The organism is Nocardiopsis sp. MT53 (genome assembly GCF_019598965.1).
Classification (GTDB): domain Bacteria; phylum Actinomycetota; class Actinomycetes; order Streptosporangiales; family Streptosporangiaceae; genus Nocardiopsis; species Nocardiopsis changdeensis.
Window position 1 is genome coordinate 6907473 of sequence record NZ_CP080599.1, and the last position, 14296, is coordinate 6921768.

Sequence of the window (14296 nt, forward strand, 5' to 3'; positions counted from 1 at the left end):
CTTCCGGCCGTGCCCCGGCCCGCCCCCGTTCCGGCCCGCCCCCGCGCGCCGGAACGGGCCCGCACCGCGGCCGCGGCCGGTCAGTGGGCCGCGTCGAGGGTCTCGCGCTGCTCCGGGGTGAGTTCGAGGTCGGCGGCCTCCACCGCCTCGTCCAGCTGCCCCGTCCCGCTGACCCCGATCACCGGGACCATCCCGCCGCCGATGAGCCAGGACAGCACCACCTGGTTGCGGGTGGCGCCGGTCTGCCGGACGACCTCGTCGAGCGCGGCCAGCCGGTTGCGGGTGCCGGGGTGGTCGTAGGCGGGGCCGAGTTCGGCGGCGCGTTCGGGGCGCGCGTAGGAGCCGTGGAGCAGCGGGGTGTACACCGTCAGGACCAGGTCGCGCCCGGCGGCCTTCTCGGCGTTCACGTAGTCCAGCAGTTCGGGGGTGACGTGCGTGAACCCCGGGGACTCCAGCTGCACCTCGTGGCGGGGCTGGAGGTAGCTGTACCGGTACTGGAGCGCGGTCACCCGGTGCCCGTGGACCCGGGCCGCGGCCCGGGCGCGCTCCAGCCGCCAGGTGCGGTGGTTGCTCATGCCCAGCAGCGCCACCGAGCCCTCGTCGACGGCCCGCGACAGGGCCGCCATCGTCTCCTCCAGCGGCGTGGCCGGGTCCTCCTTGTGCGTGTACAGCAGGTCGAGGCGGTCGGTGCCCAGCCGCCGCAGGCTGCGTTCGACGGCGGTGGCGACGGCCCCGGCGGACAGCCCCTCCCAGGACTCGGGGCCGCCCCCGGGGACGGTGGGCTGGGCGCCGAGCTTGGTGGCGATGAAGACCTCGTCGGTGATGCCGCGTTCGCGCCGCCACCGGCCCAGGAAGGTCTCGCTCTCGTGCCCCTCGAAGCCGTCGACCCAGTACTGGTAGCAGTCGGCGGTGTCGACGAAGGTGCCGCCCGCCTCCATGAACCGGTCCAGCAGGGCCGCCGAAGTGGCGTCGTCGGTCTGGCTGCCGAACTTCATGGCGCCCAGGCACAGGGCGCTGACCTTGCGGCCGCCGATCTCGGTGTAACGCATCAGTCGCCGTCCTTGAGGGTGTGCGCGGTCTCGGCGGCGCGGTCGGAGAGGACGCCGAGGTAGTAGTCGATCTTGTGCTCGATGGCGCCCTGGCGGTCGATGAGTTCGGCGATGCGGGCGTCGAGCCGGTTCTTGTGCTCCTGGAGCACGTCCAGGCGCTCGGGGATGGTCTGGTCGCCCGCGCGGACGAGTTCGGCGAAGTCGCGCAGGCGGGCGATGGGCATGTCGGTGTCGCGCAGGCAGCGGATGAGGTGGAGGAGCTCCACGTCGTCGGTGCGGTAGCGGCGGTGGCCGCTGGGCGCCCGGTCCACCCGGCGCAGCAGCCCGGCCTTCTCGTAGTAGCGCAGCGTGTCGAGGGTGAGATCGAAGCGCTCGGCGATCTCCCCGGGGGTGTAGAAGTCCTTCACGGGTCCAGCATGGGACCTGGAGTGCACTCCAGGTCAAGGGCCGCCGCCGAACGGGGTCCCGGGCGGCGCGCTCCCGCGGGCGTCAGGCCCGGTCACTGCTGCCCTGGACGGCGCCGACCACCGCCGCGGTGAGGTGGTCGATGATCTCCTCCTCGCCGACCTCGGGGTGCTCCAGCCACCACTCCCCCGCCGCCTGCACCATCCCGACGACGGCGTGCGCGGTGATCTGGGCGCGCAGCCGCCCGGTGATGCGGCCCTCGCCGACCAGGAGCTCGGCCAGCTCCTCCCCCATGCGGCGCACCATCATGCCCAGGTCGCTGCGGGTGCGCTGGTCCTCGGAGGTGGCCCGGTCCATGAGGAAGCGGTAGAGGTTGAGATTCTGGGAGATCATCGACAGGTAGGCGCCGACGGTGGCCCGGGCGCGCACGTCGAACTCGGTGTGCCGGTGCAGCTCGTCGCGGATCCGCTCGATGAGGGGGTCGACGTGGCGGGAGGCGAGCGCCCTGTACAGGCCGCTCTTGTCGCCGAAGTGCCGGTAGAGGATGGGCTTGCTGATCCCGGCCTCGGCGGCGATGGCGATCATGGAGGCGTCGGGGCCGTCGCGCTGGATGACCCGGTCGGCGGCGTCGAGGATGGCGCGGCGGCGTTCGGGGTCGCGCCCGCGTCCGCTCCCCCGCCCGCCGCGGGCGCGGGGCGCGGGAAGGGTCTCCGACACGGGCGCCGTGCCGGGGGCGTCGTCGCTGTCGGTCATCGGGGTCCGCCGCACGTCTTGGTAGGCCACAACGTTCGAGCTTAGAGGTTGCCGAGGGGTCCGGTGCCCGCGCCGGGGGCGGTCCCGCGGGGGTTCGCGGGGTCCGTCCCCGGCGCGGCGGGCCCGGGGTCAGCCGCGCAGGGCGATCCAAGTGGCCCACGCCTGGCCGAGGAGCAGCCCGTCGGCGTCGTACAGGGCGCTGCCGGTGCGGATCTTGCGGCCGTCGACGGAGTCCAGGTGTCCGGCGACCACGTGCGTCCGGCCGATCCGGGGGGCGCTCAGGACCTGGACGGTGATGCGGCCCAGGACGGCGGGGCGGCCGGCGACGTCGCTGGACCAGCCGCCGGGGCAGTCCAGGGCGGCCCACACGTCGGGCAGGCCGACGGCGCCGGTGCCGTCGTCCAGGGAGGGGTGCGGGGTCCAGGTGCAGGCGACGGTGTTGCCGATCCCGTCGGGGCCGTGGCCCGCGCGGACCTGTCCGGCGAACAGGCGCAGGCCCTCGCCCTCGGCGCGCTCGGTTCCGCAGCTGTAGCAGCGGGGGAAGGGGTGCCGGTCCAGGCCCGCGTAGCGGCCCTCGGCCTCCCGGGCGGCGGCCGGGTCGACGGGTTCGCCGGGGACCGCGGGGGTGTCGGGGGCGGTGACGGTCTCGGCCTCGGCGACGAGCCGGGCCTTGGCATCGGCGGCCTCGGGGTCGACGAGCCGCACGGGCGCTCCGTCCTCCTCCTCGACGGCCAGCGGTCGGCCCAGGGGCGGCGGGACCCGCAGGGTGACCTGCACGGCCGGGCCGCCGACGGCGGTCAGGCGGGCGGCCAGCAGTCCGGCGCTGTAGCCGCCGTTGCCGGAGCCGTCGGGGCCGTTGTGCGTGGTGGGGATGGTGATGGTGGGGGCGTCGTTGCCCGTGGTCGCGTGCATGGCCCCAGGGTAGAGGTGGGACGTTTCCCGCCGCCAGGACGCCGGGGCCCGTTCGTAGGGCACCGGCCGCCCGGGGGCGGGGGAAGGGCGCCGGCGGTCGCCGCCCCCGCGGGGGTCAGTCGTCCTCGGGGAGGGCGGCGGCCAGGCGGGCCGGCGGCCACTCCTCCAGGCTCCGGAAGTCGGCGTCGAGCAGCCCGATCCGCGGGTCCACCCGGTGCAGCAGGGCCGAGGACGGGTGGCGGCGGTGCACCCAGTCGACGTCCCGGTCGGTGATCATGTCGTCGACCCAGGCGAAGGGCCGCCCGTCGGCGTACTCGACCAGGGTCGCGGTCTTGAAGCAGAGCCCGTCGGTGGCGTCGGACCAGTGCGGCAGCTCGACCACCGGCAGCTCGGGCAGGCCGATGACGGGGCCGATCATCGTGTTGGCGTCGTACTCCCAGGTGGTGGCCCAGACCAGGGTGTAGGGAAGGGCGAGCAGGTACTCGCCGTGGTCGGGCCGCAGCCACACGCGCAGGGGCTTGGGGGCGTCCTCCCAGCCCCGGGGGCGCAGGCGGTGGGTGGTGTAGCCGTCGGGGCGGCGTTCGCCCGGTGCCCGGAACGGGTTGAGGGGGCCGTCGACGTCCAGGAACAGCAGGGGAAGGTGGGACACGGGTCTCCTGAGGGGGTGTGGATGGCGCGCCGCCGCCCATCTTAGGGACGGGCCGCCCGGGCGCCCAGGGGATTGTCGCGCCGCCGGCCGGCGCGCACGGCCGCCGCGCGCAGCAGCCGGACGTACGGGCTCCACCGGGCGGGGGCGCGGACGGTGCCGGTGAGGGCGCGCTCGGCGCGGTCCAGGCAGTCCTCCAGCAGGGCGTCGTGCAGGGGCCCGAACACCAGCGGCCAGGTGAGCAGGGCCGGGCCGTGCGCCCGGATGACCAGCAGGTGGCGCAGCACGGTGCCGTCCTCCCCGGGTTCGACGGTGAACTCGTGGAACCCGTCGAACCCGCGCGGGGCCGTGAAGCGGAACCGCACGTGCCGCCCCGGGGTGTAGGCGGCGACGGTGTAGCGGACGGGGCCGTGCCCGCCCGCCGCCCCGACCTCCAGGGGGCGGTCCAGTACCAGGGCGGGCCAGCGGTCGGCGGGCCAGAGGGGGTCGGCGGCCGAGGCCAGGCCGTCGAGCAGGGCGCCGACCCGGTCGGGGGATGCCGCGAGGTGGCGCAGGTGCAGGTTGCGGACACGCATGGGAGCGGACTCCTTGTTTTAGAGAGGTGTCTCTAAAACCAAGTGGAGCATACAGTCGCCCCTATGGGAAGACCCGCGCGCTTCGATTCCGACGTCCTGGTGGCGGCCGCCACCGCCCTGGCGGCCCGGGGCGGGCCCGGGGCGGTGACGATGGCGGCCGTGGCCCGGGAGGCGGGGGCGCCCAGCGGTTCGGTCTACCACCGGTTCCCGGGTCGGCCCGCGCTGCTGGCGGCCGTCCGGCTGGCCGCCCTGGCCGACTTCCAGGAGGGCTGCTTCGCCGCCCTGGCCGCACGGGACCCGCTGGCGGCGGCCGTAGGCGCGGCCCGGCACGTGCCGGCCTGGAGCCGGGCCGCCCCGGACCGGGCACGCGTCCTGCTGTACTCGGACGCCGACTTCGAGGCGGAGCGGTGGCCGCCCGCCGAGCGGGAGCGGCGGGACGGGGGGAACGCCCGGCTGGGAACAGCGTTCGCGGAGGTCGCCGAACGGCTGCGCGCGCCCGGGGAACCGGTCGGCGCGGCCCTGGAGCGGGTGCGGACGGCGGTGGTGGACCTGCCCCTGGCCCTGGTGCGCCGGCATCTGACCGAGGGCGGGGAGGTCCCGGCCGAAGCGGAGGAGGCGGCCGCGGACGCAGCACACCGGCTGCTCGCACCCCGGCCCTGAACGCCTCGTTCCGCGCGGCCCCGACAGGGCGGTCCCGCCGTCCCCCTCGGGAACGGCGGCCGTGCGGTCCCGAACGCCGTGGACGCTGCGAACGCCGCCGACATCACGAACGCCCTGGACGCCGCGGATGTCGCGGACACCGCCGGCATCACGGACACCGCGGCGGCCCCGGTCAGGAGTGGTAGTCCACGGTGACCACGTAGGCGTCGCCGGGCAGCGCGTCCAGCAGCGGCACCACCCGGTCCAGGTGGGCTCGGCGGCGGTCGATCCGGTTCCCGTGGGTGATCGGCGCCCGCACCCCGGCCTGGGAGTCGGGGTCGTACCAGGTGCCGTCCAGGTCCAGGAAGGCGAAGCCGAGGCCGACCCCGTCGCGGGCGTCGGCGACGTACTCCTCCCGGGGGCGGTCGTACACATCGATGGAGCAGTCCAGATCGCCCGCCAGCCCGGCGTCGATCAGCCCGCGCACCGCGGGCTGGGCGAAGTAGCGGGCGCGGGCCCGCTGCCGCTCCTCTCCCTTCGCCCCCGCGACCAGCTCCCTCAGCCGCACGGGGAACGGGTGCTCCGTCAGGATGCGGTGGGCCCGGTCCCAGTCCCGGGCCGCCCGGGCGGCCTTCCGCGCGCGCTGCTCCCCGAGGGCGAGCAGCCGCACGGGGGCGCCGGTGGCCGGCCAGGGCCCGTGCTCCTCCCGGGGCCCCGCCCGGCCGGGCAGCACCCGGGGGTCATCGGGGTCGGACACCGGGAGCATGCCCGGGTACCTGCCGCCGATCGACCAGTAGTCCCACTGCGCGCGGGGGTTGTCGGTGGTCACGGCGTAGAGGCGGCCGTCGGCCGGATCCCGGTGCACCGGCGTGTACAGGAGGGCGCTGAGCAGCGAGAGGCGGTCGTTCGGGTCGAAGGGGTCCGGACGCCGGTCGGGGTGCGCGGTGAAGTACTCCACCGCCCAGCGGTACTCCTCCTCCCAGTCCTCGTACTCGTAGTCGCGGTACGGGGGGACTTCGAGTTCCATGTCGAAGGGGGCGAGCACCGGCTCCAGGGCGGCCTCCAGACCGCTCAGGAGGTCCTCCCCCGGCACGGGCCGGTGGTCGAGCGCGACGGTCAGTGCGGCGTGCACGCGGTTCCCTCCTCGCGGAGCCGGGTCGGCGGTCCGCCGCAAGCCTAGGGCGGGTCCCCCGGCGGAGCGCCGGCCGGTGCTCAGTGCCAGCTGCCCCGGACCTCCAGGGCCCCGTCCGCCGCGACCAGGGTGGCGCGGCCGTCGTGGTCGTCGATGGTGCGCGGCCGCAGGGTGCCGCGGAACGCCGGGGTGGACACCCGCACGCGGTCGGGCGCGCGGGCGGTGAGGACCCGCAGCCGCCAGGGCTCCCCCGGGTCGGCGGGGTCGGCGGGGGCCGCCAGGTGGACGGTGGCGTCGGGCTTCAGGGCGCCTTCCTCCCACGACCGCCCGGCGGTGTAGGAGACCAGGCGCAGGGCGGCGGCGGAGGGCACGTCGAGGTCCCGACTCGGAGCGGTCCGCGGCTCCGGGGCGCTGTCCCGCCCGCGCAGTTCGCGGGCGAGCCGCCGGGCCGCCTCCAGCTCGTCGATGCCCGAGGAGCGGGACACCGCGTCCAGCGCCCGGTCGAAGTGGGCGGCCGTCTCGGGTCCGCCGCGGCGGACCCAGGCCAGGGCCAGGTCGCGGAAGGCCCGTTCGCGCCGCCCCGGGGTGAAGTGCGCCGCGGCCGCGGCGATGTCCGCGCCCGCGCCGGCCAGGGCCCGGCACAGCGCGGGCACCGGGGTCGTGCTCCGGCCGGGATGGCCGCCGGACGAGCGGATCCTGATCATCGTCCAGACCAGCAGATGGCAGACGGCCCGGGCGGCGGGCCCGGAGACCTCCCCCGTGAGGGGACGCGCCTCGCGGCCCCGGTCCCGTCTTCGGGCGGGTTCGGGAGAGGGCCGGGGCGGGGGCGACCAGCTCCGGGTGGCCGCCGGCAGCCCCGGACCCCGGGCCTCCCTGCGGACCTCCACCGTGGCGGCGGGCCCGCGCAGCAGGCCGTCGCCGAAGGCGACCGTGACCCCGTAGTGGTCGCAGGACAGGCGGGCGCCGGGAACGTCGCGGGTGTCGAAGCGGACCTCGTCCACCTCGGGCAGGCGCACGACCAGGTCGGCCGTCCCCTCGCCCTCCTCCGGCCCGGGGCGGGCGCGCTCCGCCGTGAGGACGACCCGGGCGGTCAGCCGGGTGCCCCGCCGCTCCACCGAGAACGTGCTGACGGTGGCCGTGTCCAGGCGGTGGTCGGCGGCCAGCCCTTCGGCGACGCCGCCGGTCACCGGGGCGGCCGCGGGGCCCGGGTCGCCGGAGGTCCGCGCGGGCGGTACCAATGCGCCGATGTCGTACCCGGCCTCGGCGGCGCTCGCCGCCATCCAGGCCCGGCGTGCGGGGCCGAGGTCGGCCATCCACCGCAGGGCCCGGCGGGCGCGCCGGTCCCGGGCGCGGCGGGTGCGGCCCAGGGCGGAGACGAAGAGGGCTCGGGTGTTGTCGTCCCAGACATCCGCGGCGGCGCGGACGGTCTCCCGGTCGTGGAACCGGGCGTCCGCGGTGGCGTCCTCGATCTGCACCAGGGAGCGGTCCAGGAGCGCGCCGAGTACGGCCAGAGCGGACGCGGGGCGCGGGTCGGCGGGGGGTGCGGTGCCGGGCATACCCGGAATCCTGGCACATCCGCGCCCCGGGCACGAAGCGGCGAAGGCCCTCTGCCCCGGACGCGGCCCCGGGCGGTCCCCGTCCCGGAGGGGCGGAGGCGGCGGGCCGGGCGGAGCGGGGCGCCGTACGCGGGAGGGCGGGCACCGCGCGGACGGGCCCCGGGGCGGGTGCGGCGACAGGGAAACCCGCCGCACCCGCCCCGGGGCCGTACGGCCCGGCGGGGCCGGGGACCGGGGTCCCCGTCGGAGCGCCCCGCCGGGCGGGCGCCGCCGTCCCACGGGACGGCGGCGCGGCTCGCGGCCGCGGCGGCGGGAACCGGCCCCCGCGCGGCCGGAACCCCCTGACCGGCGCGGACGTCAGCGCACGGGCAGACCGGTGACCGCGCGGCCGATGATGAGCTTCTGGATCTCGCTGGCGCCCTCGAAGATGGTAAAAATCGTGGCGTCGCGGTGCCAACGCTCCACGGGGTACTCCCGCGTGTAGCCGTTGCCGCCCAGGATGCGCACCGCGTTCTGGGTCACGAAGGTCGCGGTCTCGCTGGCGTAGAGCTTGCTCATGGAGCCCTGCGCGTTGTCGAAGTCCTTGCCGTTGCGGGCCATCCAGGCGGCGCGCCACACCAGCAGGCGGGCGGCGTCGATGCGGGTGGCCATCTCGGCGAGCAGGAAGGCCACGCCCTGGTTCTCGCCGATGGGCCTGCCGAACTGCTCGCGCTGGGTGGCGTACTCCAGGGCGTACTCGTAGGCGGCGCGGGCGCAGCCCACGGCCATGGCGCCGACGGTGGGCCGGGAGGCCTCGAAGGTCTTCATCGCGGCCTGGCCCTTGGAGCGCCGCCCCTCACGGGCGCGGGCGATGCGCTCGTCGAGCTTCTCCTTGCCGCCCAGCAGGCAGGCGCCGGGGATGCGCACGTCGTCCAGGACCACCTCGGCGGTGTGGGAGGCGCGGATGCCGTGCTTGGCGAACTTCTGCCCCTGGCTCAGGCCGGGGGTGTTCGGCGGGACGATGAAGGTGGCCTGCCCGCGCGAGCCCAGTTCGGGGTCGACGGAGGCGACGACCACGTGGATGTCGGCGATGCCGCCGTTGGTGGCCCACGTCTTGGTGCCGTTGAGGACCCACTCGTCCTTGGCCTCGTCGTAGACGGCGCGGGTCCTGATGGCGGAGACGTCACTGCCCGCGTCGGGCTCGGAGGAGCAGAACGCGGCGAGCTTGATGTCGTCGGCGGTGCCGAACATCTGCGGCGTCCACTCGAAGATCTGCTCCTGGGTGCCGTTGGCGGCGACGGAGACGGCGGCCAGGCCGGTACCGGTGATGGCCAGCGCGATGCCCGGGTCGCCCCAGTACAGCTCCTCGAAGGCGACCGGGATGCCCAGGCCGCTGGGCTCCAGCCACTGGTTGGCGAAGAAGTCGAGGGAGTAGAGGCCGATCTTGGCGGCCTCCTGGATGATCGGCCAGGGGGTCTCCTCCCGCTCGTCCCATTCGGCGGCGGCGGGGCGGATGACGTCGGCGGCGAACCCGTGGGCCCAGTCCCGGACCTCGCGGATGTCCTCGCTCGGTTCCAGGCTGAAGGCGGGCGCGGTGGCCTCACTCATGCGCTTACATCCTTTGTCGGACCCTCCGGGGGAGGAGGGGGAGGTTCAGCTCGTGTTACCAACGGTAACACCAAGGGTGGCCGGGCACAATCGCCACCCGGCGCCGACGCCGCCACCCCGGCGGAGGCCCGCACGCACGGCCACCCGGGCACCCGCGAACGGGCGGGCGCGGGCGCCCCGACGAAGCCCGACCGGCCCCCGCCCGAAGGAATCTCTGGAGAGCGCTTGCCTATATCGCGCCCCGAGCCGACCGATCCACCACCCGTCGCGCCCGTCCACCTCCACCGCCCAACCGAACAGGGAGCCCCTCTGACCCCGAACGCGCAGGTCGTGCGGGCTTCATCCACCGGAACCCGAGGCCGATTCGAGGGATAGCGCTTTCCGTTACATTCGGCCCGTGAATGGACCCCCGAAACATCTCGAACGGACCCTCGACCCGGACCACTCGGGCATTTCCGCATCCCCTCCCGAAGGCCCCGGAAGCCGACGGAGATACGGGCCGGCCTTGCCCGACCGGGGTGAGCACCACGGCACCGAGAGCCATGGGGGCTGGTGGAGGGATCGAATCGAGTCCTCGAACGACCACGGGAGGGCGGCCCCGATCGCGTCCTCTTTGGTACCGGATCCTAAATTCCACGTCGAATTCCGCGGAATCGCTGGTTACGGGCGCACGACGCACTCGCGTCATCCGGGTTTCCCAGAAAAGGTCGATTGACCCCCTTGACGGGGAAAGCGCTTTCCTTAACTCTCGAATGAGACACACCCCACACTCGTCCCCCAGAAAGGGGAAACGGTGAGACGAACAAGCACGCGTCGGCTGGTATCGACGCTGGCGGCGACGGCCATGGTCGCCGCCGGCCTGGCCCTGCCGATGTCCCTGGCCTCGGCGCAGACCGGCGAGGCCACGGGCTACGCGACTCAGAACGGCGGGACGACCGGAGGCGCGGGCGGGCAGACCGTTCGCGCCACGACCGGCACCCAGATCCACGAGGCCCTGTGCGAGCGGCCCGACACCTCCACCCCGGTCATCATCGAGGTCGAGGGGACCATCAACCACGGCAACACCTCGAAGGTGTCGGGCGACGGCTGCGAGACGGCCGCCGGCGTGATCGAGCTCAAGAACATCAGCAACGTCACGATCGTGGGCGTCGGCAGCGGAGCCGTGTTCGACCAGCTGGGCATCCACATCCGGGGGTCCAGCAACATCATCATCCAGAACGTGACCGTCCGGAACGTCAAGAAGTCCGGCTCCCCCACGTCGAACGGCGGCGACGCCATCGGTATGGAGTCGGGCGTGCGCAACGTCTGGGTCGACCACGTCACCCTGGAGGCGTCAGGCGGGGAGTCGGAGGGCTACGACGGCCTCTTCGACATGAAGAACGACACCAAGTACGTCACCCTCTCCTACAGCGTCCTGCGCAACTCCGGCCGCGGCGGCCTGGTGGGGTCCAGCGAGAGCGACCGCTCCAACGGCTTCGTCACGTACCACCACAACGTGTACGAGAACATCGACTCGCGCACGCCCCTGCTGCGCGGCGGCGTCGGGCACATGTACAACAACCACTACGTCGACATCGCGGAGTCCGGGATCAACTCCCGGGCCGGGGCGAGCGCGAAGGTGGAGAACAACTACTTCGAGGACTCCAAGGACGTCCTGGGCACCTTCTACACCAACGAGAGGGGCTCCTGGGAGGTCGGCGGCAACGTCTTCGACAACGTGACCTGGTCCGCCCAGGGCGACGAGAACTACCCCGCCGGACCCGACCCGCGGTCCAACACGTCGGTGAGCATCCCCTACTCCTACGAGCTCGACGACGCCGACTGCGTGCCCGCGATGCTCGGTGAGATCGCCGGCGCGGGCAAGGGCAACCGGGTCTCGGACGGCGAGTGCGCCGGACAGGAGCCGACCGACCCCGAGCCCACGGACCCCGAGCCGACCGACCCGGAACCGACCGACCCGGAGCCCACCGATCCCCCCGACGGGACCAACCTCAGCATCGGCGCCGGCGCCGACGGCTCCAGCAAGGGCTCCGGCACCAGCTTCGGGAACGTCATCGACGGCGACATGGGCACCTACTGGTCGCCGAGCGGCTCGACCGGGCGCATCTCGGTCAAGTGGGGCGCCGACACCACGGTGTCCGCGATCAACATCCGCGAGGCGGCGGGCGCCGAGGGCGCCATCGGCTCGTGGCGGGTCGTCGACCACGACACCGGCAACGTCCTGGCGACCGGCAGCGGGGCGGGCGTCATCACCTTCGCCCCGACGGCGCTGAGCAAGATCGACTTCGAGATCACCGGTTCGAACGGCACCCCCCGCGTCGCCGAGTTCGAGACCTACGCCGGAACCCCGTCCGGCGGCGGTGACGGAGGCGGCGACGGTGACGGTGACGGCGACGGCGGCGGCCAGACCCCCCAGCCCTCGGGCGACGAGCTCTTCGTGGCCCCGGACGGGAGCGCCGGTGCCCCCGGCACCGAGTCCGACCCGACGACGCTCACCTCGGCGATCGACCGGATCGAGCCCGGCGGGACGATCTACATGCGCGGCGGCACCTACGACTTCTCCGAGACGGTGCACATCGAGCCGGGGAACGACGGTCTGTCGGGCGACCGCAACGAGCTGTTCGCCTACCCCGGCGAGACCCCGGTGCTGGACTTCTCGGCGCAGAGCGAGGACCCGGCCAACCGCGGGCTCGCCATCGGCGGGGACCGGTGGCACGTCAACGGCCTCATCGTCCAGCGCGCCGGCGACAACGGCATCCTGCTGGGCGGCAGCGACAACGTCATCGAGCGGGTGACCACCCGGTTCAACCGCGACAGCGGACTCCAGCTGGCCCGGTACACCGCCGGGGCTCCCCGGTCGGAGTGGCCCGCGAACAACCTCATCGTCACCTCGGTCTCGCACGACAACGCCGACTCCGACGGCGAGGACGCCGACGGGTTCGCCCCCAAGCTCACCGTCGGGGACGGCAACGTGTTCCGCTACACGGTGGCGTACAACAACATCGACGACGGGTACGACCTGTACGCGAAGTCGGACACCGGGCCCATCGGCGAGGTGACCATCGAGCACTCCCTGGCGCTGGAGAACGGTTCGCTCTCGGACGGCTCCCAGCACTCCAACGGCGACCGCAACGGGTTCAAGCTCGGGGGCTCGGACATCGCCGTGGACCACACCATCACCCACAGCATCGCCTTCGGCAACGGCAAGCACGGGTTCACCTACAACTCGAACCCCGGCAGCCTGACCGTGTCGAACAACCTGGGCGTCGGCAACGAGGAGCGCAACTTCCAGTTCGACGGCGGTTCGTCGGTGTTCCGGGGCAACACCTCGTGCGACGGCGGCTCGAACGACCGCTACGAGGGTGACGCCGACGGCTCGAACCAGTTCTGGAACGGTTCCAACGGTTCCCGCTGCTCCCAGTACTCCGGGTCGCTGGACTGGAGCTTCGCCTCCGACGGCCGGCTCGTGGTGACCATCGGCGGCAACGAGGTCGAGCTGTAGCCGACCCGTTCGGCGCAGACCAGGGCCCGCCCGGTTCTCCGGGCGGGCCCGTCCGCGTCCGTACCGGGGCGGAGCGGCCCGGTCCCGGGGTCAGTCCTCGTGGGCGTACTTCTCCAGGAACGTGTAGACGTCGTGCTCGTCCACGCCCGGGAAGGTGCCCGAGGGCAGCGCCGACAGGACGTGCGAGTGGGCGCGCGCCGACGGCCACACGTTGCCCTCCCAGCGGGCGGCCATCTCCGCGGGCGGGCGCACGCAGCACTCGCCGCCGGGGCAGTTGGACTTGGTGCGGTTGGTGGTCTCCCGCCCCCGGAACCAGCGCGACTCCTTGTAGGGCACGCCCAGGGTGATCGCGAAGTTGCGCTCCCGGCTGGGGTCGACGTGCGCCACGCACCAGTGGGTGCCGTTGGGCTTGTCGGTGTACTGGTAGTAGATCGAGTACCGGTCCGGGGAGGCGAACACCTGGCGCCCCGACCACTGGCGGCACATGCGCTGGCCCTCGATGGCGCCGGTCTCGTCGGTGGGGAAGACCAGCCCGTCGTTCTCGTAGGCCTTGTAGATGATGCCGGTCTCGTCGTTGCGGATGAAGTGGCAGACCAGGTCGAGGTGGCGGTACGCGAGGTTGGTGAACCGGTGCGCCGCCATCTCGTAGGACACCGAGTAGACGTCGCGCAGGTCCTCGACGGACAGGTCGCGGGCGTGCTTGGCCTCCTGGAGGTAGGTGACCGAGGTGGACTCGGGGATGAGGACGGCCGCCGCGAAGTAGTTGGCCTCCACCCGCTGGCGCAGGAAGTCGCCGAAGTCCTTGGGCTTCTGGTGGCCCAGCACGACGTGGCCCAGGGTCTGCAGCAGGATCGTGCGCGGGCTGTGCATGCCCAGGGTGGTCTCGCGCTTGAGGTAGATGCGCCGGTTGACGTGGTCGGTGAGGGAGCGCACCGAGCGGGGCAGGTCCTGGACGTAGCGGAGGCTGAACCCGTGGTGGGTGGCGATGGCGAGGATCTGGCCCTGGGAGAGGGCGCCCGCGCTGTAGTTGACGGCGTCGAGGGTCTCGGCCGCGGCCTTCTCGATGTGCTCGAAGTAGTTGCCGCGCTCGCGCATCTGGCGGCGCAGGTCCGCGTTGGCCCGGCGGGCCTCCTCGGGGGTGGCGGTGGGCTTGGCGCTGCGGCGCTTGAGCTCGTCGTACAGGCCCACGATGTGCTCGAGCACGTCGTTGGGGACCCGCTTGCCGACCTTGAGGTGGGGGAGGTTGAGGGTCTGGTAGACGGGGTCGCGCTGGGCCTCCTCGACCGCGATCTCCAGCTGCGCGCGCCGGCTGGGGGGCTGCTTGGAGAGGAGTTCCTCGACGGAGACGCCGAGGGCGGAGGCGAGGGACGTGAGGAGGGAGAGCTTGGGCTCGCGTTTTCCGTTCTCCAGCAGGGAGAGCTGTGAAGGCGCCCTGCCCACGCGTTCTCCCAGGTCGGAGAGGGTCAGGCCGCGCGCCCGGCGGAGATGACGGAGCCGCTGGCCGAAGGTGACGAGATCTAGGTCACCTGTCAAAGACGGT

12 protein-coding genes are annotated in these 14296 nt (G+C 73.7%); 2 read left to right on the forward strand and 10 right to left on the reverse strand.

Translation table 11 applies throughout. The features are described from left to right. Positions 1–80: 80 nt before the first annotated feature. The 6 genes from K1J57_RS30800 to K1J57_RS30825 form a co-directional block, all read right to left on the reverse strand. A complete protein-coding gene (locus K1J57_RS30800) occupies positions 81–1049 on the reverse strand; it encodes an aldo/keto reductase (protein WP_220562183.1) in 969 nt (322 codons plus the stop codon). Continuing rightward, a complete protein-coding gene (locus K1J57_RS30805) occupies positions 1049–1456 on the reverse strand; it encodes a MerR family transcriptional regulator (RefSeq protein WP_220562184.1) in 408 nt (135 codons plus the stop codon). Before K1J57_RS30805 ends, K1J57_RS30800 begins: the two co-directional genes overlap by 1 nt. A gap of 82 nt (positions 1457–1538) precedes the next feature. Continuing rightward, complete coding sequence (locus K1J57_RS30810; RefSeq protein ID WP_220565907.1) at positions 1539–2207, reverse strand: TetR/AcrR family transcriptional regulator; 669 nt, start codon at positions 2205–2207, stop codon at positions 1539–1541. Positions 2208–2336: 129 nt separating this feature from the next. After that, positions 2337–3119, reverse strand: coding sequence for a hypothetical protein (locus K1J57_RS30815; RefSeq protein WP_220562185.1), 783 nt, complete (start codon positions 3117–3119; stop codon positions 2337–2339). Between the two features lie 115 nt (positions 3120–3234). Then, positions 3235–3768 (reverse strand): hypothetical protein, encoded by a 534-nt coding sequence (locus K1J57_RS30820; protein WP_255646730.1) that lies wholly within the window; start codon positions 3766–3768, stop codon positions 3235–3237. A 41-nt stretch (positions 3769–3809) separates the two neighbouring features. After that, positions 3810–4340, reverse strand: coding sequence for an SRPBCC family protein (locus K1J57_RS30825; RefSeq protein WP_220562186.1), 531 nt, complete (start codon positions 4338–4340; stop codon positions 3810–3812). A gap of 63 nt (positions 4341–4403) precedes the next feature. On the opposite strand from K1J57_RS30825, the gene K1J57_RS34085 reads away from it, so the two are divergent. Beyond that, complete coding sequence (locus K1J57_RS34085; protein ID WP_220562187.1) at positions 4404–5000, forward strand: TetR/AcrR family transcriptional regulator; 597 nt, start codon at positions 4404–4406, stop codon at positions 4998–5000. Positions 5001–5172: 172 nt separating this feature from the next. On the opposite strand, the gene K1J57_RS30835 is transcribed toward K1J57_RS34085, so the two are convergent. The 3 genes from K1J57_RS30835 to K1J57_RS30845 all read right to left on the reverse strand — a co-directional run bounded on the left by K1J57_RS30835 (position 5173) and on the right by K1J57_RS30845 (position 9254). Then, the gene (locus tag K1J57_RS30835) at positions 5173–6111 is read right to left on the reverse strand and encodes a hypothetical protein (RefSeq protein ID WP_220562188.1); all 939 of its coding nucleotides are present in this window, start codon (positions 6109–6111) and stop codon (positions 5173–5175) included. A gap of 80 nt (positions 6112–6191) precedes the next feature. After that, positions 6192–7667 (reverse strand): hypothetical protein, encoded by a 1476-nt coding sequence (locus tag K1J57_RS30840; protein ID WP_220562189.1) that lies wholly within the window; start codon positions 7665–7667, stop codon positions 6192–6194. 357 nt (positions 7668–8024) lie between these two features. Further along, the gene (locus K1J57_RS30845; RefSeq protein ID WP_220562190.1) at positions 8025–9254 is read right to left on the reverse strand and encodes an acyl-CoA dehydrogenase family protein; all 1230 of its coding nucleotides are present in this window, start codon (positions 9252–9254) and stop codon (positions 8025–8027) included. Between the two features lie 844 nt (positions 9255–10098). Between K1J57_RS30845 and K1J57_RS30850 the strand changes: the two genes are divergently transcribed. Next, the gene (locus K1J57_RS30850; RefSeq protein ID WP_255647266.1) at positions 10099–12756 is read left to right on the forward strand and encodes a right-handed parallel beta-helix repeat-containing protein; all 2658 of its coding nucleotides are present in this window, start codon (positions 10099–10101) and stop codon (positions 12754–12756) included. Between the two features lie 90 nt (positions 12757–12846). On the opposite strand, the gene K1J57_RS30855 is transcribed toward K1J57_RS30850, so the two are convergent. Further along, positions 12847–14289: a helix-turn-helix domain-containing protein gene (locus K1J57_RS30855; RefSeq protein WP_220562191.1), complete on the reverse strand. Its 1443-nt coding sequence runs from the start codon at positions 14287–14289 to the stop codon at positions 12847–12849. Positions 14290–14296: the final 7 nt, after the last annotated feature.